This window comes from Sphingomonas kyeonggiensis, from assembly GCF_014204495.1.
GTDB classification, from domain to species: domain Bacteria; phylum Pseudomonadota; class Alphaproteobacteria; order Sphingomonadales; family Sphingomonadaceae; genus Sphingomonas; species Sphingomonas kyeonggiensis_A.
This window is the reverse complement of sequence record NZ_JACHLN010000002.1, coordinates 306,566-329,393: the sequence shown is the minus strand read 5'-3', so window position 1 is coordinate 329,393 and position 22,828 is coordinate 306,566. Positions and strand designations below refer to the sequence as shown.

At 66.6% G+C, this 22,828-nt stretch carries 19 protein-coding genes; 9 read left to right on the top strand and 10 right to left on the bottom strand.

Annotated features, from left to right (window positions below; translation table 11 throughout):
* The first annotated feature begins 114 nt into the window (after nucleotides 1-114).
* Together HNP52_RS09150 and HNP52_RS09145 are read left to right on the top strand one after the other, a co-directional pair.
* On the top strand, nucleotides 115-732 hold the full coding sequence (locus HNP52_RS09150; protein WP_184165816.1) for a class I SAM-dependent methyltransferase: 618 nt from the start codon (nucleotides 115-117) through the stop codon (nucleotides 730-732).
* A gap of 80 nt (nucleotides 733-812) precedes the next feature.
* Entirely contained in the window at nucleotides 813-2,033 is a 1,221-nt protein-coding gene (locus tag HNP52_RS09145) for an NADP-dependent isocitrate dehydrogenase (RefSeq protein ID WP_184165813.1), read from the top strand.
* Between the two features lie 183 nt (nucleotides 2,034-2,216).
* Here the strand turns inward: HNP52_RS09145 and HNP52_RS09140 are convergent, their stop codons facing one another.
* Entirely contained in the window at nucleotides 2,217-3,038 is an 822-nt protein-coding gene (locus tag HNP52_RS09140; protein ID WP_184165811.1) for a hypothetical protein, read from the bottom strand.
* A complete protein-coding gene (locus tag HNP52_RS09135) occupies nucleotides 3,038-5,632 on the bottom strand; it encodes a TonB-dependent receptor (protein WP_260396036.1) in 2,595 nt (864 codons plus the stop codon). Before HNP52_RS09135 ends, HNP52_RS09140 begins: the two co-directional genes overlap by 1 nt.
* A gap of 276 nt (nucleotides 5,633-5,908) precedes the next feature.
* On the opposite strand from HNP52_RS09135, the gene HNP52_RS09130 reads away from it, so the two are divergent.
* From HNP52_RS09130 to HNP52_RS09120, 3 genes are all read left to right on the top strand, one after another.
* Nucleotides 5,909-7,708: a cation:proton antiporter gene (locus HNP52_RS09130; RefSeq protein WP_184165809.1), complete on the top strand. Its 1,800-nt coding sequence runs from the start codon at nucleotides 5,909-5,911 to the stop codon at nucleotides 7,706-7,708.
* 102 nt (nucleotides 7,709-7,810) lie between these two features.
* The gene (locus tag HNP52_RS09125) at nucleotides 7,811-8,329 is read left to right on the top strand and encodes a hypothetical protein (protein ID WP_184165806.1); all 519 of its coding nucleotides are present in this window, start codon (nucleotides 7,811-7,813) and stop codon (nucleotides 8,327-8,329) included.
* 2 nt (nucleotides 8,330-8,331) lie between these two features.
* Nucleotides 8,332-8,850 carry a hypothetical protein gene (locus tag HNP52_RS09120; RefSeq protein WP_184165805.1) on the top strand — a complete coding sequence of 173 codons (519 nt, stop codon included), beginning with the start codon at nucleotides 8,332-8,334 and terminating at the stop codon, nucleotides 8,848-8,850.
* A 240-nt stretch (nucleotides 8,851-9,090) separates the two neighbouring features.
* Here HNP52_RS09120 and alaS read toward each other — a convergent pair whose 3' ends face one another.
* From alaS to HNP52_RS09105, 3 genes are all read right to left on the bottom strand, one after another.
* Entirely contained in the window at nucleotides 9,091-11,742 is a 2,652-nt protein-coding gene (alaS, locus tag HNP52_RS09115; RefSeq protein WP_184165804.1) for an alanine--tRNA ligase, read from the bottom strand.
* Nucleotides 11,743-11,810: 68 nt separating this feature from the next.
* The gene (locus tag HNP52_RS09110; protein ID WP_184165803.1) at nucleotides 11,811-12,362 is read right to left on the bottom strand and encodes a site-2 protease family protein; all 552 of its coding nucleotides are present in this window, start codon (nucleotides 12,360-12,362) and stop codon (nucleotides 11,811-11,813) included.
* 147 nt (nucleotides 12,363-12,509) lie between these two features.
* Entirely contained in the window at nucleotides 12,510-13,763 is a 1,254-nt protein-coding gene (locus HNP52_RS09105; protein ID WP_409372617.1) for a M24 family metallopeptidase, read from the bottom strand.
* Nucleotides 13,764-13,919: 156 nt separating this feature from the next.
* On the opposite strand from HNP52_RS09105, the gene HNP52_RS09100 reads away from it, so the two are divergent.
* Complete coding sequence (locus tag HNP52_RS09100) at nucleotides 13,920-15,239, top strand: dicarboxylate/amino acid:cation symporter (RefSeq protein WP_184165782.1); 1,320 nt, start codon at nucleotides 13,920-13,922, stop codon at nucleotides 15,237-15,239.
* Nucleotides 15,226-16,086: a rhodanese-related sulfurtransferase gene (locus HNP52_RS09095; RefSeq protein WP_184165779.1), complete on the top strand. Its 861-nt coding sequence runs from the start codon at nucleotides 15,226-15,228 to the stop codon at nucleotides 16,084-16,086. Before HNP52_RS09100 ends, HNP52_RS09095 begins: the two co-directional genes overlap by 14 nt.
* Before the next feature lie 10 nt (nucleotides 16,087-16,096).
* On the opposite strand, the gene HNP52_RS09090 is transcribed toward HNP52_RS09095, so the two are convergent.
* From HNP52_RS09090 to recA, 5 genes are all read right to left on the bottom strand, one after another.
* Complete coding sequence (locus tag HNP52_RS09090) at nucleotides 16,097-16,606, bottom strand: hypothetical protein (protein ID WP_184165776.1); 510 nt, start codon at nucleotides 16,604-16,606, stop codon at nucleotides 16,097-16,099.
* Nucleotides 16,599-17,225 carry a glutathione S-transferase family protein gene (locus HNP52_RS09085; RefSeq protein WP_184165773.1) on the bottom strand — a complete coding sequence of 209 codons (627 nt, stop codon included), beginning with the start codon at nucleotides 17,223-17,225 and terminating at the stop codon, nucleotides 16,599-16,601. The genes HNP52_RS09090 and HNP52_RS09085 overlap by 8 nt, the downstream gene beginning before the upstream one ends.
* Nucleotides 17,222-17,704 carry a DUF1801 domain-containing protein gene (locus HNP52_RS09080; RefSeq protein ID WP_184165771.1) on the bottom strand — a complete coding sequence of 161 codons (483 nt, stop codon included), beginning with the start codon at nucleotides 17,702-17,704 and terminating at the stop codon, nucleotides 17,222-17,224. Before HNP52_RS09080 ends, HNP52_RS09085 begins: the two co-directional genes overlap by 4 nt.
* Nucleotides 17,701-19,095 (bottom strand): RNB domain-containing ribonuclease, encoded by a 1,395-nt coding sequence (locus tag HNP52_RS09075; RefSeq protein WP_184165768.1) that lies wholly within the window; start codon nucleotides 19,093-19,095, stop codon nucleotides 17,701-17,703. The genes HNP52_RS09080 and HNP52_RS09075 overlap by 4 nt, the downstream gene beginning before the upstream one ends.
* A gap of 195 nt (nucleotides 19,096-19,290) precedes the next feature.
* On the bottom strand, nucleotides 19,291-20,370 hold the full coding sequence (gene recA / locus HNP52_RS09070; RefSeq protein WP_184165765.1) for a recombinase RecA: 1,080 nt from the start codon (nucleotides 20,368-20,370) through the stop codon (nucleotides 19,291-19,293).
* 175 nt (nucleotides 20,371-20,545) lie between these two features.
* Between recA and HNP52_RS09065 the strand changes: the two genes are divergently transcribed.
* On the top strand, nucleotides 20,546-21,262 hold the full coding sequence (locus tag HNP52_RS09065; protein WP_184165763.1) for an MOSC domain-containing protein: 717 nt from the start codon (nucleotides 20,546-20,548) through the stop codon (nucleotides 21,260-21,262).
* A 195-nt stretch (nucleotides 21,263-21,457) separates the two neighbouring features.
* The gene (locus HNP52_RS09060) at nucleotides 21,458-22,735 is read left to right on the top strand and encodes a S41 family peptidase (protein ID WP_184165760.1); all 1,278 of its coding nucleotides are present in this window, start codon (nucleotides 21,458-21,460) and stop codon (nucleotides 22,733-22,735) included.
* The last annotated feature ends 93 nt before the right edge of the window (nucleotides 22,736-22,828 follow it).

The following is a 22,828-nucleotide window of genomic DNA, read 5'->3' as shown; positions in this document are numbered from 1 at the left end:
ACTTGCCCACAGCTGAACGTCTGCGGATGCGGTGAAATGCAGTCGCTGCGCTTGCATGTTCGCTCGAATTGCCCAAATGCGGGCGACTGTCCTGAAATTGTAATAAGGTCGCCCATGCCCGCTTCCACCGCCGCGAAGGCCCGTACGCGTAACCGCCGCCCCGCCGGCACGCCGTCGCCCTGGGGCATGTTCTTCCGCGGTTTCCTGAAGCGCCCGGTGATGGTCGGCGCGGTCGCGCCCTCGTCGCGCTTCACGATCAACAAGATGCTCGCGCCGGTCGACTGGGAGAACACCAAGCTGTTCGTCGAGTACGGCCCCGGCGTCGGCACCTTCACCCGCCCGATCCTCGACAAGCTGTCGGCCGACGGCAAGCTGATCGTGATCGACACCAATCCCGATTTCATCCGCTATCTGAAGCAGAGCATCCCCGATCCGCGCCTGATCGCGGTCCAGGGCTCGGCCGCCGACGTGAAGCAGATCATCGCCGAGCATGGCTTCGAGCATGCCGACTATATCGCCTCGGGCCTGCCCTTCTCGACCCTGCCCCCGGGCGTGGGCGACGCGATCGCCAAGGCGACCCGCGAAGTGATCCGCAAGGGCGGCGCCTTCCTCGTCTACCAGTACAATCCGCGCGTGAAGAACTTCCTCACCCCGCACTGGTCGCACATCGACCATGCGATGGAGTGGATCAACATTCCGCCTGCCCAGCTCTGGTGGGCCTGGAACGACTGATACCGGTTGCAGGGGCGGGCTTGATCCCCCCGCCCCATCCTCCTAGACGCTCGCCAAACCCTTAAAAGGAACAGCGAGCAATGGCGAAGATCAAGGTTGCAACGCCCGTCGTGGAGATCGACGGCGACGAAATGACGCGGATCATCTGGGAATGGATCCGTGAGCGCCTGATCAAGCCCTATCTCGACATCGACCTGAAGTATTACGATCTCTCGGTCGAGAATCGCGACGCGACGGACGACCAGGTCACGATCGATTCCGCCAAGGCGATCCAGCAGTACGGCGTCGGCGTGAAGTGCGCCACGATCACCCCGGACGAGGCCCGCGTCGAGGAATTCGGCCTCAAGAAGATGTGGAAGTCGCCGAACGGCACGATCCGCAACATCCTGGGCGGCGTCGTGTTCCGCGAGCCGATCGTGATCAAGAACGTTCCCCGGCTGGTTCCGGGCTGGACCGACCCGATCGTCGTCGGCCGCCACGCGTTCGGCGACCAGTATCGCGCGACCGATTTCAAGGTCCCCGGCGCCGGCAAGCTCACGATGAAGTGGGTCGGCACCAATGGCGACGAGCTCGAATATGAAGTGTTCGACTTCCCGAGCGCCGGCGTTGCCATGGGCATGTACAACCTCGACGAGTCGATCCGCGACTTCGCCAAGGCGAGCATGAACTATGCGCTCGACCGCGGCTGGCCGCTGTATCTCTCGACCAAGAACACGATCCTCAAGGCCTATGACGGCCGCTTCAAGGACCTGTTCCAGGAGACCTTCGACGCCGAGTTCGCCGACAAGTTCAAGGCCGCCGGCATCGTCTACGAGCATCGCCTGATCGACGACATGGTCGCCTCGGCGCTCAAGTGGTCGGGCAAGTTCGTCTGGGCCTGCAAGAACTATGACGGCGACGTCCAGTCGGACACCGTCGCGCAGGGCTTCGGTTCGCTCGGCCTGATGACCTCGGTGCTGATGTCGCCGGACGGCAAGACGATCGAGGCGGAAGCCGCCCACGGCACCGTCACCCGTCACTACCGTATGCACCAGCAGGGCAAGGCGACCTCGACCAACCCGATCGCGTCGATCTTCGCCTGGACCCAGGGCCTGTCGTTCCGCGGCAAGTTCGACAACACCCCGGACGTCACCAAGTTCGCCGAGACCCTCGAGGCCGTCTGCATCGAGACCGTCGAGAGCGGCAAGATGACCAAGGATCTCGCGATCCTGATCGGCCCGGACCAGCCCTGGATGACCACCGAGCAGTTCTTCGAGGCGATCCGCGAGAACCTCGAAGCCAAGATGGCCGCCTGGGCATAAGCCTTCGGCACCACCGGAAATGCGAAGGGGGAGCGGCAACGCTCCCCCTTTTCTTTTGCCTGCTGTTATTCCCTAGCTGTTCCCCGAAGCCCTATTGCTCCCCGGCGAAAGCCGGGGCCCAGGGTTTCTCTGCCGTCTTGCTCTGTTACCCTGGGCCCCGGCTTTCGCCGGGGAACGGAAAGCTCAACGCACCGCCGGCACCCGGCTCGCCACCACCTGCCGGGCCTTGCGCTCGATCGACCAGAGCGTGCGCGGCTGCACCGGGTCCCAGGTCACCGCCTGGCCATTGGTCGGGATCGGCACCGTCGCCACCCATTCCAGCAGCGTGCCCGCCTCGGGCAGCTTCACCGCATAAAGCTCCGGCCGGTCGTGCCCGGTCAAATAGAGCAGCCCGTCCTTGCCCCAGGAACCGCCCGAGCTGCTCATCGGTGCGAAGCGGGCGAGCAGCTCCGGCGGGAAATGCCAGGAGCGGAGCGGCTGGAATTGCGCATCCAGCTCCATCAGCACCGTCCAGCGATGGTCGCGCCCCCCCTCGCCGCCGCGCTCGGCGGGATAGTTGGCGAACATCGCCCACCATTTGTCGCCCTTGCGCTCGATCCAGGTGAGCGAGCCCGGGAACGGCGCCAGCGCGACGCTCTTCACATGCTGCATCGTGCGCGTGTCGAAGAACTCGACCGCGCTCGCCATCGGCACGGCGGGATAGTTGGACGCGGCGCACACCAGCATCGCGGCATCGATCACGCAGGAATTCATGTGCGGGTAGAGCCGCTTGTCGCCCTCCCAGCGGGCGATGCGCTTGCCCGTCTTCTTGTCGTACTTGCCGATCAGATTGTTGCTGATCGCGTAGAAATGCCGGGCATCGGCGACAACGCCCTGCTTGGCTTCCTCGGCATCCCAGCGCGCGGTGACTTCGGCCGGCGCGAGCACGAGGGCTTCGCGCGCCGGCGGCGATGCGTCCTGGCCGCCGGGTGCGGCGGCCAGGAGCAGGATCGAGGCGATCAGCATCAGAACTTCGCCGACACGCCCATGTAGAACGTCCGCCCATAGCGCTCGTTCTGGATGATCCAGTTGGTGTTGCCACCCTGATACTGGCGGGTCGGCTCGTCGGTGAGGTTCTGCGCCTCGGCGAAGATGCGCACGCCCTTGAGGATCGCGACGCTGGCCTTGGCGTCCAGGCGGCGCAGATCGTCATTATACTGGTCGTTGTAGCTGGGATCGCCGACGGCGAGCAGCGCATGGCCGGTATTGTGATAGGCGATCGACGCTTCCACCGGACCGCGCTGGTAGAACAGCTCCGCGCCGTAGAGGTAGCGCGACTGGCTCGGGAAGGTCGAGGTCCGGCCGTTCGGCAGCTTCAGGTTGGAGTCCGTCAGCGTGCCGGTCAGCTGCACGCCCAGGCCCGAAAGCAGGCCCGGCAGGAAGGTGAACTGCTGCTGGTACTGCGCCTCGATGCCGATGATGTCGCCGCGATCGGCGTTGAACGGCTGGCTGACGCTGATCGTCGGATAGGTCACGCCCAGGATCGTCGCGTTGGTCAGTACCGTCGCCTTGCTGAAGATCGGGTTCTTGATGAACTTGGCGAAGGCGCCGACGCTGAACAGCCCGCCCGGGGCGAAATACCATTCGGCCGTCGCGTCGAGATTGTCGGCGCGATAGGGCTTCAGGTCCGGATTGCCGAACGAAGCGCTGTTGTCCGTGCCGAGCGCGCTGATCGAGCCGCCGGGATTGAGGCTGGAATATTCCGGCCGGCCGAGGCTGCGCGAATAGGCCAGGCGGACGATCACCTGGTTCGACGGCGCGATCTTGACGATCAGCGACGGCAGGAAGTCGTCATAGCTGTTGTTCACCGTCACCGGCACGATCGCGGTGCCGCCGCGCAGCGCGTTGCCGCGATCATCCAGGCTGGTGCGCTCGTAGCGCACGCCCGGCGTCACGGTGACAGCGCCGAAGGTGAGATTGGCCATCACATAGCCCGCCCACACCTTCTCCTTCAGGCGGAAGTCGGACAGGCTGTTGTTGGCGAGCGTGGTCGCGGCGTCGAGCGGCATCAGCGCGTCGCCGAGATGCTGGGCGGTGAACGCCTGCAGCGCTGGGATGTCGAAGGTCGGGCCGTTACTGAAGCAGCGGCCGGCATTGTCGGGATAGACGCACACCGCCGCGCCGCCCAGGTTGTACTGGCCCAGCGTCCAGCGGTTCGCCGTCGCCGAGGCGCGCACCCAGGTCGGCGTGTCCTGGTCGAACTTGCGGTCGGTATTGCGGTACTTCGCGCCGAACTTGACGAAGCCGATGTCGCTTACATCGATCGTGCCGTCGACCTTGCCCTGCCAGATCGTCTCGTCGTTGAGCTGGTGCGAATATTGGTACTGGCGGAACTGCAGCTGGTTGGCGGTGCACTCGGCGTCGGGCTTCGCCACGTACAGCGGCTCGCTGAAATCGAAGGTCACCCGGCCCGGATTGCAGCGGAACTGCCAGATCGGGAACTGGTCGAGCGTCTGGTTGCGGCTGTAGCCGCCCTCATAGGCGAGCTTGAAGCCGCCGAAATCGGTCGTGCCGCCGACCATGCCGCTGGCCAGCCACTTGGCCTTGTAGTCGAGGCGCAGGTCTTCGCGGCGCTCCGGGCCCGAACCCGGCGTGCCGGTGGCGCTGCTCGCCACGCCGTTGGCGAAGCCGGTCAGGCCGTCGGGATTGACGGTGAAGGCCGTGGTGGCGAAGTCCAGCCGGTAGCGCGGGCGGATCTCGTCCTCGGTGAACTTCGAATAGAAGCCGCGGACATAGAAGGTCTGGCGGTCGCTGGGGTGCCAGTCGAACGATCCGGTGCCGCCCAGGCGACGGCGGGCCAGCGAATATTCGGTGTACTTGATGTTGTCGGGCGTGCCGCCGCGCGCGAACCGCGCATCGGGCTTCCAGTTGTCCGGGTAGAAGCCTTCGCTGTTGAAGTCGCGATAGGAATAGCTGACGCCCAGCACCAGGCCGAACTGCTCGTCCGCGCCGAAGCGCGCCGCGATGCTGGCGTCGCCCTGCACCGGCACCTTCTTGTTCAGCTCCTGATAGCCCGCCTTGGCGCTGGCGGAGAGGGCGAAGCGCTCCTTGAAGTCGAACGCGGTCTGCGAGACCAGGTTGATCGTGCCGCCGATGCCCTGCCCGTCCATGTCGGCGGTCTTGACCTTGGCGACCTCGACCCGGTTGAGCAGCTGGCCCGAGACGATGTCGAGCGGCAGCGAGCGGGTGGTGCCGTCAGGGTTGCCGATCTCCATGCCGTTCAGCGTGTAGCCGTTCAGGTTCGACGGCACGCCGCGGATCGCGACATAGCGGCCCTCGCCCTGGTCATAGGTGACGCCCACCGCGGGGAGGTGCTCGACGACTTCGGAGACGTTGCGGTCCGGCAGGCGGCCCATCTCGTCGGCGGCGGCGACGTCGAGGATGCCGATCGCGTCGCGCTTGGCCTCGATCGCGCGCTTCTGGCTGGCCCGCTGGCCGGTGACGACGATCTCTTCCCCGTCACTTCCCTCGCTCACCGCGCTCTGCGCGTGCGCCGCGTTGGCGATGGTGAAGGAAAGCAGCGAAATGCCGAGCATTCCCAGCGTGCGTACCGTATGCATTTTGTCGATCCCCAATCCTTGGCAGGCGCCAGATGGCGCATGCGGCGGGGGCTTCGCAGTTGCAGCAAGCCCCCGGGCGCGCCCATCGGGGACGGCGATGACGATGGCGTTGCGGAAACACGACAGTTCCGCGACGCAGCAATAGTTTATGCGCGGGTGACATTGCCCATTGCGCATGGCGGCGCGGGACCGGAAAAGAGTTCCGGGCACATATCGGTTTCGAAAAGGGGGACAGGGCTTGAACTTCGCAATGGCACGCATCGCAAGGTTTCGCGCGTGAACCTCGGCAATAGCGGCCTTTCCGACGCGCTCGTCATCCTCGGTGCCGCCGGGCTGGTGATCCCCGCCTTCGCGCGCTTCCGGATCAGCCCGGTGATCGGCTTCATCCTGGTCGGCGCGCTGGTCGGCCCGTTCGGCCTCGGCAGCCTCGTGCCCCGCAACCCCTGGCTCTACCACATCACCATCTCGGACGCGCATTCGATCGAGCCGTTCGCCGAGTTCGGCATCATCCTGCTGCTGTTCTCGATCGGCCTCGAGCTGTCGTTCAAGCGCCTCTGGTCGATGCGCACGCTCGTCTTCGGCGTCGGCGCGGCGGAGCTGCTCGGCGCCGGCCTGATCCTCGCCGCGGTGCTCTACCTCACCGGCCTCAGCACCGGCGGGGCGATCGGCCTCGGCCTGGCGCTCGCGCTCTCCTCCACCGCGATCGTGCTGCCGATCGCCGGCACCACCAGCGCGGTCGGCCGCTCGGCCTTCGCCATGCTGCTGTTCGAGGACCTCGCGCTCGTCCCGATCATCTTCCTGCTCGGCGCGCTGGCCCCGGCGGCGGGCGGCGAGGACGGCTGGATCAAGCTCGCCCAGACGCTCGGCTTCGGCATCGTCACCGTCGCGATCCTGTTCGTCGGCGGCCGCATCCTCCTGCCCCGCATGTTCGCCCAGGCGGCGCGCACCAAGAGCCCCGAGCTCTTCCTCGCCGCCAGCCTGCTCGTCGTCATCGCCGCCAGCCTCGCGACCAGCGCGGCCGGCCTCTCGCCGATCGTCGGCGCGCTGATCGCCGGCCTGCTCATCGCCGAGACCGAATATCACGGCGAGGTCGAAGCGATCACCGCGCCGTTCAAGGGCCTCGCGCTCGGTGTGTTCCTGATCACCGTCGGCATGCGGCTCGACCTCAGCTTCATCGTCCACAACTGGGCACCGCTGCTCGGCGCCTCGCTGGTCGTGATGCTGGTCAAGGCGGCGGTCACCACCGGCCTGCTCAAGCTCTCCGGCGCGCGCACCGGCACCGCGACCGAGGCCGGCGTGCTGATGGCCAGCCCGTCCGAGACCACGCTGATCGTGCTCGGCGTCGCCGGCGCGGCGGGGCTGATCAGCCCGAGCACCGGCGCCTTCTGGACCACCGTCACCGCGATCGGCCTCACCGCCACCCCGGTGCTCGCCAAGGCCGGGCGGATGATCGCCCAGCTGATCGAGCGCACCAAGGGCGAAGAGGCGCCGGACGCCGACCTCGCCCATGTCCAGGCTGGCACGGTGGTGATCGGCTTCGGCCGCGTCGGCCGCACCGTGGCGGACATGCTGCGCCGCCACGGCCTGCCCTATATCGGCGTCGACGCCGATATCGACAACGTCAACGCCGCCCGCCGCGGCGGCTACAACGTCCTGTTCGGCGACGTCACCCGCTCGGAGCTGGTCGACAAGCTCAACCTCGGCCATGCCAAGGCGCTGGTGCTGACGATGGACGATCCCGTCCTCACCGTCCGCCTCACCCGCCGGGTGCGCGGCTGGGTCCCCGGCCTGCCGATCATCGCCCGCGCCCGCGACACCGCGCACGCCGCCGAGCTCTACCGCGCCGGCGCCAGCGAAGCGGTGCCCGAGGCGCTCGAAAGCTCGCTCCAGCTTTCCGAAGTGGTGCTGGTCGATCTCGGCATGGCCGTCGGCCCGGTGATCGCCTCGATCCACGAGAAGCGCGACGAGATGCGCAAGAAGATCAAGGACGTCGCCGGGCTAGACCGCGAACCGCGCTTCCGCCGGGTCAAGCTCGACCGGAACGGTGCCGACGAGGACGCCGACGCGCCGGCCTGACGAGCAGGAACCGTCTGGAAATACGCATTTCCAAACAGACTCCGCTTGCCCGCCGCGCAGCCCCGGCGCATCTCAGGGGTCACATCCTGTTCGGGAGTTTCGATGATGTTGACCAGCCTGCTTCTCCTCGCCGCCGCTGCCGCCGGAGGGCAGGCCGACGATCCGGTCGCGCCCGCCCGGGCGGGCAAGACGCAGTGCGTCATGCCGGATCAGGCGAAGAAGACCTGCGTCGGCACGACGAGCTACAAGATCAGCGGCAACAGCTATGAGGCGACCACCCGGCTGTTCCTCGCGGCCACGCCGCTGATCACCATGGAGATCCGCACCCGGGGCACGGTCAGCGACGGCCAGCTCTGCGAGACGATCAAGCTGGCCGATTTCCAGGCAGGCACCGTCTACATGAACGGCAAGCCGGCCGAGGACGCCACCGCCAACGCCGTGAAGAGCCAGCTCACCGCGGCGGTCGCGCCGCTCGACGGCAAGAACACCTGCACCACGATCAAGCCGGCCGAGAACGGCCTGCTGCTCAACGAGCTCAGCGTCGATGGCGCGGTGCGCCCCGATCTCAGCCAGAAATTCGTCTGGGTGAGCGACAAGGACGGCTACAAGCTGGGGAACTGACGATGATCGCCACTCTGCTCCTCCTCGCCACCGCGGCGCCGCAGCCGGCGCCTGCCCCCGATCTGCTCGACCCGGCCCGGACCGGCAAGATCCGCTGCGTCAGCCCGGACACGCGCCAGCGCACCTGCACCACCATGGTCCGCTACACCGTCCATGAGAACGGGACCTTCGAAGCGACCGTCACCGGCGTGGTCTCCACCGAGCCGACGATCCTGCTCGAATATCATATGTCGGGCCAGATCGAGGACGGCGCCGCCTGCTCCACCGTCCGCCCGATCGACTTCAGCTCGGGCAAGCTCACCAAGGACGGCGCCCCGCTCGCCACCGCGGTCGAGACTTCGGTCCGCCAGCGCCTGATGCTCGCGCTCCAGCCGCTCGCCGGCAGGAAGCGCTGCTACCGCGACAAGGCGGACGGCGAAGGCATCATCTCGGACGTCACGATCGACGGCCTGGTCCGCAGCGACATGACCCAGCGCGCGCTCTGGGTCTCGCCGGAGGACGGCTGGGCACCGGGGATGTGATCCCTAAAACTCCTCCCCGTTCCGGGGAGGGGGACCATCACGCAGCGATGGTGGAGGGGCCGCTCCAGAGGCGCGGTCAGCGGGTTTGGAAGCACCGCTCAAAATAGCTGCTCCCCGGCGAAAGCCGGGGCCCAGGGTTTCTCTGCCGTGTCGCTTTGTTACCCTGGGCCCCGGCTTTCGCCGGGGAGCAGTGGGATCAATCGCCCCTACCCCAGCAAGCTGGAGGAGGAACTGGGAAGCTCAAACCCCCGCCAGCGCTTCCGCCAGCGCGGCCTTCACCGCCTCGAGCGCCTCGGCGCCCTTGTCGCCATCCGGGCCGCCGCCCTGGGCCATGTCGGGACGGCCACCGCCGCCCTGCCCGCCCAGCACCGCCACGGCGACCTTGACCAGGTCGACCGCGCTCGCCGCCACGCCGGCAGTCACGCCGACCGCGACCGAAGCGCGCCCGTCATTGACCGCGACCAGCGCGACCACGCCGGCGCCAACCCGCTGCTTGGCCTCGTCGACCGCGCCGCGCAGTTCCTTGGGCTCCAGCCCGTCGATCACCTGGCCGATGAAGTTGATGCCCGCGACCCGTTCCGGACCGGCCGCCTGCGCGGCACCGCCGCCGCCCAGCGCCAGCGCCTTCTTCGCCTCGGCCAGCTCGCGCTCGAGCTTGCGCCGCTCCTCGACCAGCGCAGCCACACGGCCCACGACTTCATCGGGCGACGTCTTGAGCGCCGCCGCCGCCTCGCGCAGCTGCGCGTCGCGGCCGTTGAGCCACAGCCGCGCGCCTTCGCCGGTCAGCGCCTCGATCCGGCGCACGCCGCTCGACACGGCGCTTTCCGAGACGATCTTGAAGATCGCGATGTCGCCGGTGGCGTTCACGTGCGTGCCGCCGCACAGCTCGACCGAATAGGACGCATCCTCGCCCAGCCCCATCGACAGCACGCGGACTTCGTCGCCGTACTTCTCGCCGAACAGCGCCATCGCGCCGGCGGCGATCGCGTCGTCCGGAGTCATCAGCCGGGTCTCGACCGAACCATTATGGCGGATCTGCGCGTTCACATCGGCCTCGATGTCCGCGATCTCCTCGGCCGACAGCGCCGAGGGGTGCGAGAAGTCGAAGCGCAGGCGATCGGGCGCCACCAGGCTGCCCTTCTGCGTCACATGCCCGCCCAGCCGCTTGCGCAGCGCCGCGTGCAGCAGATGCGTCGCCGAGTGGTTGGCGCGCACGCGATCGCGGTGATCGGCATCGACGGTGAGCTGCACCGCGTCGCCGACCGCGACTTCGCCGGTCTCGATCTTGGCATGATGCGCGTGAAGCCGCCCAAGCGGCTTGGAGGTGTCGTTCACCGCCGCGCTCAGCTTGTCGTTCGAGATCACGCCAACATCGCCCATCTGGCCGCCGCTCTCGGCGTAGAAGGGGGTCTGGTTGGTCAGGATCGTCACGCTGTCGCCGGCGGCCGCCTTGTCGACCTTGGCGCCGTCCTTGACGATCGCCACCACCTGGCCTTCGCCCTGGGTGCCGGCATAGCCGGTGAACTCGGTGCCGCCCAGCTCGTCGGCCAGGTCGTACCACAGCTCTTCCGAAGCCTTCTCGCCCGAGCCCTTCCAGGCGGCGCGCGCGGCAGCCTTCTGCGCGGCCATCGCGGTGTCGAAGCCGGCGCGATCGACGTTGATCTCCTGGGCGCGCAGGGCGTCCTCGGTCAGGTCATAGGGGAAGCCGAACGTGTCGTAGAGCTTGAACGCGGTCTCGCCGGGCAGCGTGTCGCCCGCCGCCATGCCGACAGTCGCCTCGTCGAGCAGCCGCAGGCCATTGGCCAGCGTCTGGCGGAAGCGCGTCTCTTCCTGCAGCAGCGTCGCTTCGATCAGCGGCTGCGCGCGGACCAGCTCGGGGAACGCGGCGCCCATCTCGGCGACCAGCGACGGCACCATGCGGTGCATCAGCGGATCCTTGGCGCCGAGCAGATGGGCGTGGCGCATCGCGCGGCGCATGATGCGGCGGAGCACATAGCCGCGGCCTTCATTGGCCGGCAGCACGCCGTCGGCGACGAGGAAGCCGGCCGAGCGCAGGTGATCGGCGATCACGCGGTGGCTCGCCTGGTTCTCGCCGGTGGTCGAGGCGCCGGTCAGCGCGCCCGAGGCGGCGATCAGCGCCTTGAACGTGTCGGTATCGTAATTGTCATGGACGCCCTGCAGCACCGCCGCGACGCGCTCCAGGCCCATGCCGGTATCGATCGAGGGACGCGGCAGGTCGCCGATGATCTCGTCATTCTCCTGCAGGAACTGCATGAAGACGAGGTTCCAGATCTCGACGAAGCGGTCGCCATCTTCTTCCGGCGATCCCGGCGGTCCGCCCCAGATATGGTCGCCGTGATCGTAGAAGATCTCCGAGCACGGCCCGCACGGACCGTCCGAACCCATCGCCCAGAAATTGTCCTTGGTCGGGATGCGGATGATCCGCTCCTCGGGGAGCCCCGCGATCTTCTTCCACAGCTCGAACGCCTGGTCGTCGGTGTGATAGACGGTGGCGGTCAGCTTCGACGCCGGGATGCCCCATTCCTTGGTCAGCAGCGTCCACGCGTGCGTGATCGCCTGTTCCTTGAAATAGTCGCCGAACGAGAAGTTGCCGAGCATCTCGAAGAAGGTGTGGTGGCGCGCGGTATAGCCGACATTGTCCAGGTCGTTATGCTTGCCGCCAGCGCGGACGCACTTCTGCGAGCTGGTCGCGGTCGAGTAAGGGCGATTCTCCAGGCCGGTGAACACGTTCTTGAACGGCACCATGCCCGCGTTCACGAACATCAGGGTCGGGTCGTTGTGCGGCACCAGCGGAGCGCTGGGAACGCGGGCATGTCCCTGGCCCTCGAAATAGTCGAGGAACGAACGGCGGATATCGTTGGTCGAAGTCATAAGCCGCCGACTTAGTTGCGGACAGGCTTTCGCTCAAGCGAAACACTTCGATCAGGGTAAAAGGTCCGCTATCTCACCGATTTGTTGCGGGCGCCGGCGCGCAGGCCTTGCAGGATATGATGGCCGTCACTGCCCTTGAACGGCACGAGATTGGCGATTCCCATCCCCGCCGAGAGTAAGGCGAGCGCGCCGAGCAGCGCGCCGGCCAGAGTCGCGCTGCCGATCAGGGCCGCGCCGGTGCCGGCCAGCAGCGCGAGCAGCAGGTTCGCGATCGGCCCGGCGGCGGCGATCATCATGTGCTTGCGGCGCGCATCGATCCGGTCGAGCACATAGGACACATAGCCGCCCAGGTCGCCCATTCCTGCCCGCCATTTCAGCCGCAGCCGGCGCTGCCGCATGCTGTATTCGAAGGGCAGCACCACGATCGAACGGATATCGGCGCCCAGCCGGTGCGCCGCGGCGGCATGGCCCAGCTCGTGCACCAGCACCGCGATGAAGCAGAGCAGCGCGTCGACGATCAACCGCGCGGGCAGTCCGGCATCGCCCCGGAAATGCTCGCTCAGCACCCCCATCACGCCAAAGGCGGTCAGGAAGAAGATCACTATCGCCAGCGCCCGCATCGTCCCGTCCCCTGCTGCAGGTACCCTGTCAGCACCGGCCCGGATTGCAATGTAGGATTTCACCTGCTTCGCTCGCGCCGCCGGGTTTCATTCCCGCCGCTCTTTGATCCGTAGGAAGGAGAACAGGTTCTCGCCGGCGCGGGAAGCTCAGCCCATCGGCGCGTCGATCGAGCGGGGCGGCTCGCTGAACCATTTCGGCCCGCTCTCGGTCATGTGGAAACAGTCCTCCAGCCGCACGCCGAAGCTGCCGGGGATGTAGATGCCCGGCTCGTTCGAGAAGCACATGCCCGGCGCCAGCTTCGTCGCCTCGCCGCGCACCAGGTTGACCGGCTCGTGCCCGTCCAGGCCGATGCCGTGTCCGGTGCGATGCGACAGGCCCGGCAGCTTGTAGTCCGGTCCCCAGCCGAGCGAGGCGTAGTAGCGGCGCACCGCGTCGTCGACGCTGCCCGCGGTCGCGCCGAGCCTGGCGGCGGCAAAGGCGGTCTGCTGGCCCTTGGCGACCTGGTCCCAGACCTTGCGCTGCTCGGCATTGGCGCTGCCATGCACCCAGGTCCGCGACACGTCGGACTGGTAGCCCTGCACCGTGCACCCGCAGTCCATCAGGACGATTCGGCCATCGGCAACCGGCGACGGGGTCTTGGTGCCGTGCGGATAGGCCGCGCCCTCGCCGACCAGCACCATGCTGAACTCGGGGCTGCCGCCCAGCTTCTTGGTGGCGGCGTCCATCAGCGCCGAGACGTCGCGCTGGCTCATCCCCTTCTCGACGCGCGGCTGGACCCAGCGATAGGCGGCGATGGTCACGTCGGTCGCGAGCTGCATCAGTGCGATTTCCGGGGCCGTCTTGATCATCCGGCAGCCCCGAACCACGGGATTGGCGGAGACGACTTCGAATCCCTCCTTCTGCAGCCCCCCGACTGCAAAATATCGAACGGTTTCCTCGATTCCGACCGGCAGATGCGCCAGCTTGCGGTCCTTCAGGAAACCGGCAACGGTCTTGAGCGGGTTCTCATCCTCGTTCCAAACGCGGATTTCCGCCGGGATCGCCAGCCCCTCGCGGGTGCGTGCCTCCTCGAAGAATGGGGTGACGATGCACGGCGCGCCCTCGGCCGGCAGCACGACCGCGGTAAGCCGCTCGCTGCGCCCCCAGCGCAACCCGGTGAAATAGACGAGCGACGATCCACCCTCGATCAGCACCGCGCCGATGCCGTTCGCCTGCATCAGCTTCTGCGCCCGGGCAAGCCGCGCGGCGCGCTCTTCATTGCCGATCGGCACCGCGCCCGTGGTGATGTCCTGCAGCGCCGAAAGGTCCGGCTCGGCGGCGCGCAGCACGCCCGGCAGGGCGAGCAAAGGCGCGGCAGCGGCAGCGCGGACAAGGGTACGGCGGTCGAGGCGCATCGGCATTCTCCGGACAGGACGGCGCATGCGATACGGCCGCTTTCCCAGTCGCTGCAATACCCCCTGTGCATAGGGCAGCGCGCATCGGCTGGCCGCGCAGGGCTTGACCCGGGGCCCGCAATCCCCTTTGCCTGCGCCAAAGGATTTTAGGGGGACCCTGTTTTGGGCAAGCGACTTACCTGGTTCATTCTGGCAGCACTGCTGCTCGGCGGCATATTGGGCTATGTGCTCAACGTCTCGCTCTCGGGCACGCCGGAAGGGGCGAAGGCGATCGAGAACTGGGCGTACGGGCTCGACATCCCGACCCAGATGTTCCTCCACCTCATCAAGATGATCATCGCGCCGCTGGTGGTTTCCACCCTGGTGGTGGGCATCGCGCATATGGGCGGCGGCGGCGCCATTGGCCGCGTCGGCCTGAAGGCATTCTTCTGGTTCGTCTGCGCCAGCCTCGTCTCGCTCACCCTTGGCCTGATCTTCGTCAACCTGCTCCAGCCCGGCGTCGGCCTCAACCTGCCGATCCCGGCGGCCTCGGCTTCGAGCGGCGTCGATCGCTCGAGCTTCGATGTCGCCAAGTTCTTCATCCACATCATCCCCACCAGCGGGATCGATGCGATGGCGAGCAACGACATCCTCCAGCTCGTGATCTTCTCGCTGTTCTTCGGCGTCGGCCTCGCCGCGATCGGCGAAAAGGGCGAGCCCCTGGTGAAGGGGCTCGAGGCGCTGGTCCAGGTGATGCTCACCGTCACCGGCTATGTCATGCTGTTCGCTCCCGTCGCCGTGTTCTGCGCGGTGGCCAAGGCGCTCGCGACCAAGGGCATCGGCGTGGTCGGCGACCTCGCCTTCTTCATGGGCAGCTTCTACCTCGGCCTGTTCGCGCTCTGGGCGGTCCTGCTCGGCGCCTGCTTCCTGATCGTCGGCCCGCGCACCGGCACGCTGCTGCGCTACCTGCGCGATCCGATCCTGCTCGGCTTCTCGACCGCTTCGTCCGAAGCCGCCTATCCGCGCACGCTCGACGCGCTCGACCGGTTCGGCGTGCCGCCGCGCATCGCCAGCTTCGTGCTGCCGCTCGGCTATTCGTTCAATCTCGACGGCTCGATGATGTACATGACGTTCGCGTCGATCTTCATCGCCCAGGCGTACGGCATCCATCTCGACTGGATGACGATGATCCAGATGCTGCTGATCCTGATGGTCACCAGCAAGGGCATCGCCGGCGTGCCGCGCGCCAGCCTGGTCGTCATCACCGGCACGCTCAGCCACTTCAACATCCCCGAGGCTGGCATCCTGCTGATCCTCGCCGTCGACCATTTCCTCGACATGGGCCGCACCGCGACCAACGTGATCGGCAATGCCGTCGCCAGCGTCGTCGTCGCGCGCTGGGAAGGCAAGCTCGACGCGCCGGGCGATCCCGAGCCGGCGGTCCTGCCGATGCACGGCACCACCACCAAGACCGACAGCTTCGAGGATTATGGCCAGTCCTGATCCCGCGGCAGTGCCCGGCGCGGACCTGCCCGTCCGCGTCGCCGCACTCTACCAGTTCACGCGCTTTCCCGATGTCGAGAGCCTGAAGGCCCCGCTCCTCGCCTTGTGCGAGGGGCTGGGCATCAAGGGCACGCTGCTGCTCGCCAAGGAAGGGCTGAACGGCACGATTGCCGGCAGCGACGCCGCGATCGCGCAACTGCTCGACCATGTCCGCGCCCTGCCCGGCTGCGCTGGGCTCGACGTGAAATATTCGCGCGCTGCCGCGATGCCGTTCGACCGGATGAAGGTCCGGCTCAAGCGCGAGATCGTGACGATGGGCGAGCCGGACATCGATCCGCTCACCGATGTCGGCCATTATGTCGCGCCGCAGGACTGGAATGCGCTGATCGACGCGCCGGACACGATCGTGATCGACACGCGCAACGCCTATGAAGTCGCGCTGGGAACGTTCGACGGCGCGATCGATCCGCATACGCGCAGCTTCCGCGAGTTCCCCGAGTGGTTCCGCAAGTTCCGCGCCGCGCGCGAGGCCGATGGCCCGATGCCGCGCGTCGCGATGTTCTGCACCGGCGGCATACGCTGCGAGAAGTCGACCGCCTTCCTCAAGGCGGAGGGCATCGACGAGGTCTATCACCTCAAGGGCGGCATTCTCGCATATCTCGAGCAGGTCCCGCCCGAGCAGAGCCGCTGGCAGGGCGAGTGCTTCGTGTTCGACCAGCGCGTCACCGTCGACCATGCCCTCCAGCCGCGCAACCGCAGCCTCTGCCCGCGCTGCCAGGGCCTCATCGCCGGCGAGGACGCGCCCTGCCCGGCGTGCGACGACCTCGCGTTCCGGGATCACGCGTAGAGGTTCCGACCTATAGCGCCAGCAACTTTCGCCCGATGCGTTCAAACCAGCCTTCCGGGCCCATCAGCCTGACGACCTGTTTCTCGGAAATGCCGATCAATTCGCCGATTTCCGCTTCGCTGATGCCGGGCCGTTCCTTTCGCAGGTCTTCGATTATCGGCAGAAGACCGGAGCGGGGATCGAGGAAGCGGAACGCCCTGCTGTTCCTTTGCCCGAAGCGGAGCACGGCCTCGTAGCACAGGAAGTCGTCTGGCCAGAGGTCCCTTGCCATGATCGCGCCTGCCTCATCCGGAGTCAGCCGCTTGAGGTAGTGATCGTCATAGATCCGTTCTTCCTGGGCGATCATCCAGTCCTGCCCACAAGCCGTGCATCGCGAAAGCTTGGGCCACCACAGCAGGTCGCCATGCCAGCGAACGACATCGATGGTAGCGAAGACACGCTCGTCATGCCCATCGCCACCTATATGGACCACTGCCATGTCATCCAGCGTCGCGCAGATGCACGGCGCTGCTTCACGCATAGGCATAGGGTCCGCCGGCAGCGAGCGCAGCCCGATAGGCCGGGCGGGCATGGATCTTCGCGATCCAGCCGGCGATGTGCGGGCGGCCCTCCGTCGCATTGGCACGGCTGACCGCGGCTTCCAGCGGGAAGCTCATCATCACGTCCGCAGCGGTGAATTCGGCCCCGGCGAACCAGGGCCGCGCGGCCAGCTCGCGCTCGACATAGTCGAGATGGACGTCGATCATCGGCTGGAACTTCTTCTGCGCCATCTTGCCGAACAAGGGCACGCGGCTCAGCACCAGCTTGGTAAAGAGGGGCGGCATCAGCGAGCCCTCGGCATAGTGCAGGAAATGCCGCCAGCGCAGCGCGTCCTCGCGGTGTCCCGGCGCGCCCAGTTTCCCGTCGCCCAGCGCGACCAGATATTCGACAATCGCCCCGGTCTCCGCAATCGCCTGGCCGCCATGCTCGATCACCGGCGACTTGCCGAGCGGGTGAACGTGCCGGAGCTCGGGCGGCGCCAGCATCGTCGCCTTGTTCCGCTCGTAGCGCCGCACCTCATAGGGAAGGCCGAGTTCCTCGAGCAGCCAGAGCACGCGCTGCGAACGGGAATTCTCGAGATGGTGGACGATTACGGTCATGCAGCTTCCCCTGGACGGCGCGGGCGTTGCCGGGCCGAGATCGACTTGACGATGGTCCGCCCACCCTCGGGCGGCAAAGGGCGCTTCGCGCGATCGAGCGCGGCGTCGATCAGCGCGATGATCGCCGGTTCGTCGAGCAGCGCCACATCCTTGAGGCAAACATAGCGCCCCACCTTGCCTTCGCCCTGCAGCAACCCTTCCGGATCGGGCAGGCCGACACCTGGGAGGAAATAGAGCAGGACGTTGCGGGGATAGATGGCGAGGCTGAACACGGCCTCTGACGTCTTCTCTCCGGGGCCGTAGCCGATCGCCAGCGCGTTGTAATTGTCGTAGACCAACTCGGTGGCGCCGGGCAGCCGGCTCCGCAACACCGTCCGGGCGACGCGAACACGGTCGGCAATCTCTGACGCGAAGCGGTCGATGAAGATCTCGACCTGGGCCGCGGTCGCGGCCGAATCCCCAGGGTCGGCGGGCGTCATGCCCCATCCCCGACTGCTTCGAACTGGAGCGCGCGCTTCGCCGGGTCGGCATCGACCAGCTTCACCTGCAACGCGGTGCCGGGCGCCGCGCCGGGAGCATCGATCCGGGTGACCACCGGCAGGTCAGAGAGCTGCATCCGCGCGCCGCGCATGTCGACATCGGTGACGACGGCGGCGAAGGTCTCCCCTTCGCGGCCATCGAGGATCACGGCTTCGGCGAGGTCGATCACCGCGCGGTCGATCTGGCCGCTCAGGGCATCTGCCCGGCCCATAACCTTGGGCAGGCGGGCAAAGGCGTCGCTGACGGCATCCGGCACCGGCCGGCCGTTCATCACCGCGAGCGTGGCACGGATCACATAGCGATCGGCGAGCCGGCGAAGCGGCGCGGTGGCATGGACATAGGGCGCGGCGACCGCGGCATGCCAGGGCGCCGCATCGGCGCTCCATGGCGCGTAGCTCGCGCCCTGCCCTGCCCGGCGGATCGCGAGCATCAGCGCCGCCTGATGTGGATCGGCCGCATCCAGGCCGTCGCGGAAGCGCTCGAGCGGCAGAGCCTCGGGCCATGCGATGCCGAACGCCCGGGCGCTGTTGCGCAGCCTGGCGACCGCCGCGGCATCAGGCTCGGCCATTACCCGGAACAGGCCCGTGTGATGGGCCTGCAGCACCTCTGCTATGGCAAGGTTCGCCGCAAGGGACAGGGCAGCATTCTGGTCCTCGGACGGATGCCGGGCACGGAAGGCCAGCGCATAGCCGCCATCGGCGCGGCGGGCGACTTCCTGCTCGGGCGGATCGACCCGCGACGCGCCGCGCGCGGCTTCGGCCAGCGCGATACGGCGTGCCAGTTCGGCGAACTGGGGCGGCAGCTCGCTGTCAACCACCGTTTCATAGGCGAGCTTGGCGCGGCTGCGGACCAGCGCGCGCTCCGCTTCCTCGAGCTTCACCGCGCCATCGGGAGCGACGCGGACGGTGAAGATCACGGCGGGACGGGGACCATCGGGAAGCAGGCTGGCGGCGCCCTCGCTCAGTATCGGCGGATAGAGGCTGGCCTTGCCGTCCGGCAGGTAGAGCGTCGTGCCCCGGCGCCAGGCCTCGGCGTCGATCGGATCGCCGTCGGTGACGAACCATGCCACGTCGGCGATGGCGTAGCGGAGCAGCAGGTCATTGCCGCTGGCCTCGATCGCCAGTGCCTGGTCGAGGTCGGTGGCGCTGGCGGGGTCCAGGGTGACGAAAGGGATATCGGTGCGGTCGACATGCTCGCCTGGTATCCGCCTGGCGGCGATTTCGGCGGCTTCCAGTACCGGCTGCGGAAAGGCAGGCGGCACCTGATACTGGCTGCGAATCGCGGCAAGGCCATGGGCCAGCACGCAATCGGGATCGAGAACGGCCTTCATGCCCGCATCTTAGCGTGCCCAGCGCCGGTGCACAGTTCTCAAAATTCGCCGCTCGGCGCGACAGGGGAAGGATTCGAACCGCCCTCCCCGCAAACGCGAAAGACCCGGCGCGGGGCAACGCGCCGGGTCTTCCGATGGGGCTGAGCCCGTGACCGCTGCCACACGCGTCGCACGCGGGCGCGGCCTGATATTCCATTATAGGTCGTCGTCACCGTCATCGGCGTCGGGACCCGCCATAAGTCCCTCGGCGACCTTCTCGGTGCGCGCGCGGATCGCCTTTTCGAGACGCTCGCGCAGCTCGGGATTGTCGCGCAGGAAGTTCTTCGAATTCTCGCGGCCCTGGCCGATCCGGACGCTGTCATAGCTGAACCAGGCGCCCGACTTCTCGACCAGCCCGGCCTTGACGCCGAGATCGAGGATCTCGCCGATCTTCGAGATGCCCTCGCCATACATGATGTCGAACTCGACCTGCTTGAACGGCGGGGCGACCTTGTTCTTCACCACCTTCACGCGGGTGGTGTTGCCGATGATGTCCTCGCGGTCCTTGATCTGGCCGGTGCGGCGGATGTCGAGGCGGACCGAGGCGTAGAACTTGAGCGCATTGCCGCCGGTCGTCGTCTCCGGATTGCCGTACATCACGCCGATCTTCATGCGCAGCTGGTTGATGAAGATCACCATGCAGCGCGAGCGGCTGATCGAGCCGGTGAGCTTGCGCAGCGACTGCGACATCAGGCGGGCCTGGAGACCGACATGGCTGTCGCCCATCTCGCCCTCGATTTCGGCGCGCGGCACCAGCGCGGCGACCGAATCGACCACCAGCACATCGATCGCGTTCGAGCGGACCAAGGTGTCGACGATCTCGAGCGCCTGCTCGCCGGTATCCGGCTGCGAGACGATCAGCTCGTCGATATTCACCCCGAGCTTCTTGGCATAGACCGGGTCGAGCGCGTGCTCCGCGTCGACGAACGCGGCGACGCCGCCGGTCTTCTGCGCCTCGGCGATCACATGGAGCGCCAGCGTGGTCTTGCCCGAGCTTTCCGGACCATAGACTTCGATCACGCGGCCGCGCGGCAGGCCGCCGACGCCGAGCGCGATGTCGAGCCCGAGCGAGCCGGTCGAGATCGCCTCGACCTGCATCGCCTCCTTGGAGCCGAGCTTCATTGCCGAGCCCTTGCCGAAGGCGCGGTCGATCTGCGCCATTGCGGCGTCGAGCGCCTTCTGCTTGTCCGAAGAAATCGCCATGTTGCCGTCAATCACCTTGAGCGAAGCTGCCATTGGAAGTCCCCGTCGCTAGAAGGTTTAGCGTGCTGCATCAACCTGTGTTGGAACGCCGTGTATCGCCTTTGTTCCACAAGAACAAGAGCGGAACGAAGATTTTTGTTCCATAATCGTTCCACCCGAGGGGAACGCGGCGATTGCCCTTCCCCGCGCACACCGTTAGCCCGGCGCAATGACCCGCATCCTCGGCCATGTCAGCGCGCTCAATCGCTATCCGGTCAAGTCGATGGCCGGCGAGCGGCTGGCCACGGCCGAACTCGACTGGCAGGGGATCGAGGGCGACCGGCAATATGCGTTCGTCCGCGCCGCCAACGGCACGCGCTTCCCTTGGCTGACCGCGCGCGAGGTGCCGGCGATGGTGCTGCACCGGGCGCGGTTCGAGGAGCCAGGCAAGCCCAAGACCAGCGCGGTAACGGTGGACACGCCCGATGGCGCGACGCTGGGGCTGCGCGATCCGCTACTGATGGCGCGGCTGGAGGAAGCGGCGGGCGAGCCCGCCGCGCTGATCCAGGTGGCGCGCGGCGTCTATGATTCGATGCCGGTATCGATCCAGACCAGCGCCGGCCATGCCGCGCTGGAAGCGGCGCATGGTGAAACGCTCGCGATCGACCGCTTCCGGATCAACGTGATCGTGGAGAGCGATGCCCTGCCCGGCGATTGGCAAGGCAAGCGGCTGGCGTTCGGCGACGGCGATACCGGCGCGGTGGTGCAATGCGCGGACCCGATCCAGCGCTGCGTGATCGTGACGATCGATCCGGTGACCGGCGCGAAGGAACCGCGGGTGCTGCGGACGGTCGCCCGGGAATTCGGGGCTTGCTACGGGATCTATGCTGGGCCTGCGCGGCCGGGGGTGATCCGGGTCGGGGATGCGGTGCGGGTGGTGGATTAGGGCGTGAAAGACCGCTTTCAGCGCAAGAGCTGAACGGCCGATATTGGGTGGTTAGCTGCCTGACAGCTTTCAGCGTGAACTTTGAGAATGCGGACACGAGAGCATCGCTTAAGCAGAATCGCGGACGTCTAGAAACTAGCCGTTGACACGACGCTAACAGGCGGCTGTGCCGGCTCAGGAGTTTTGGGGGGTATAATGATCCGCAAGCACTTTTGGGGAGCGCTGGTCGTTGCGAGCCTTTGCGCGAGTTCGCCGATACAAGCGCAGTCTTCCGAGGATACGTTCGCGCGGTTCAGATACGTCTTCGCGTTGATCCGTGACAATTATGTCGAGCCGCTTGACATGGCCCCACTAGCCGGCGCTGCAATCGATATGATCCGCGGCAAGGCCCCGCTGGACGAGGAGGCTTGGTCCCGCTGCATGGGCGAGCGGTCCTCCCTCGGATCCGATGAAGTAGCCAAGGCAATGCGTTGTGCGGGCTTTGATCAGCCGGGATCCGAGGCGGACAAAATCATGGATGCGGCTATCGAGGCGATGATCGCGAAGCTCGATACTCACAGCCGGTGGGTTACATTCACGGCGCCCGCCAAACTGCTCGGCCAACCAGCCGCACGGGCATCTACCGGTCTGACCCTCAGGGAAAGCAATCGTCACTATACCGTCCTTGCCACCGGTTTCACCTCTGCGGCTGAAAGAGCCGGCATTCGCAAAGGTGACGAACTGATAGCAATTGATGGAACCGTCACGGCCGAGCTGTCCTTTGACGATGTTATCCAGAAGCTTCGTGGGCCGGAGGGCAGCCCCACTACGCTGACGATGCGTCGCTCCGACGGCAGTACCGCAGACTTTCCGCTAAATCGAACGATCGTCGATCGGATCGACACTGAATTGCAAATTGAGCGGCGTGGATCTGTGCTGATTGTACGACTCTCCGGCCTGCCATCCGGCGCCACACAGGGGGTCAGTTCTGCTCTGTCGCAGAATGGCGACGTGTCCGCGCTGGTTGTCGATCTTCAAGATAACCAAGGTGGGTTATTATCTGAAGCCGTTGCTCTCGCCGATCTCTTCCTCGACAAGGGCGTCATCGTCACGTTGAAAGGGCGCGACAAGCGCGACGTCGAGACATATCGCGCAGTTAAGAAGCAGCTGGTGCAGGGCATCCCGATTCTCGTGCTGGTGAACGAGAATACGGCGGCTGGCGCGGAGATTCTTGCCGCTGCGCTTCAAGACAATAGGCGTGCGACCGTTTTCGGGCGCTCGACTCAGGGTGCTGGCAGCGTCCAGTCGATCATTCCGGTTGGATCGCAGCGCGCACTGCGGCTGACGACTTCCCACGAGTATCGCGCCGATGGCCGCAAGCTTTCAGAAGCTCCTGTCATTCCTAATTGCTCAAGTAACCTCGACACCTCAACGCTGCTCAATCGGTCAGTAGTCATTGCCGCAACAGACCCTGGATCGTGTCTCGTCAACTAGGAACAATGCGTCAGAAGGGGCTTTCTTTAATTTCAAACCGAACGGCCGCTTTGGCGCTCGTCGGCGATCGGTATCAACGGCAGCGACTGGGGC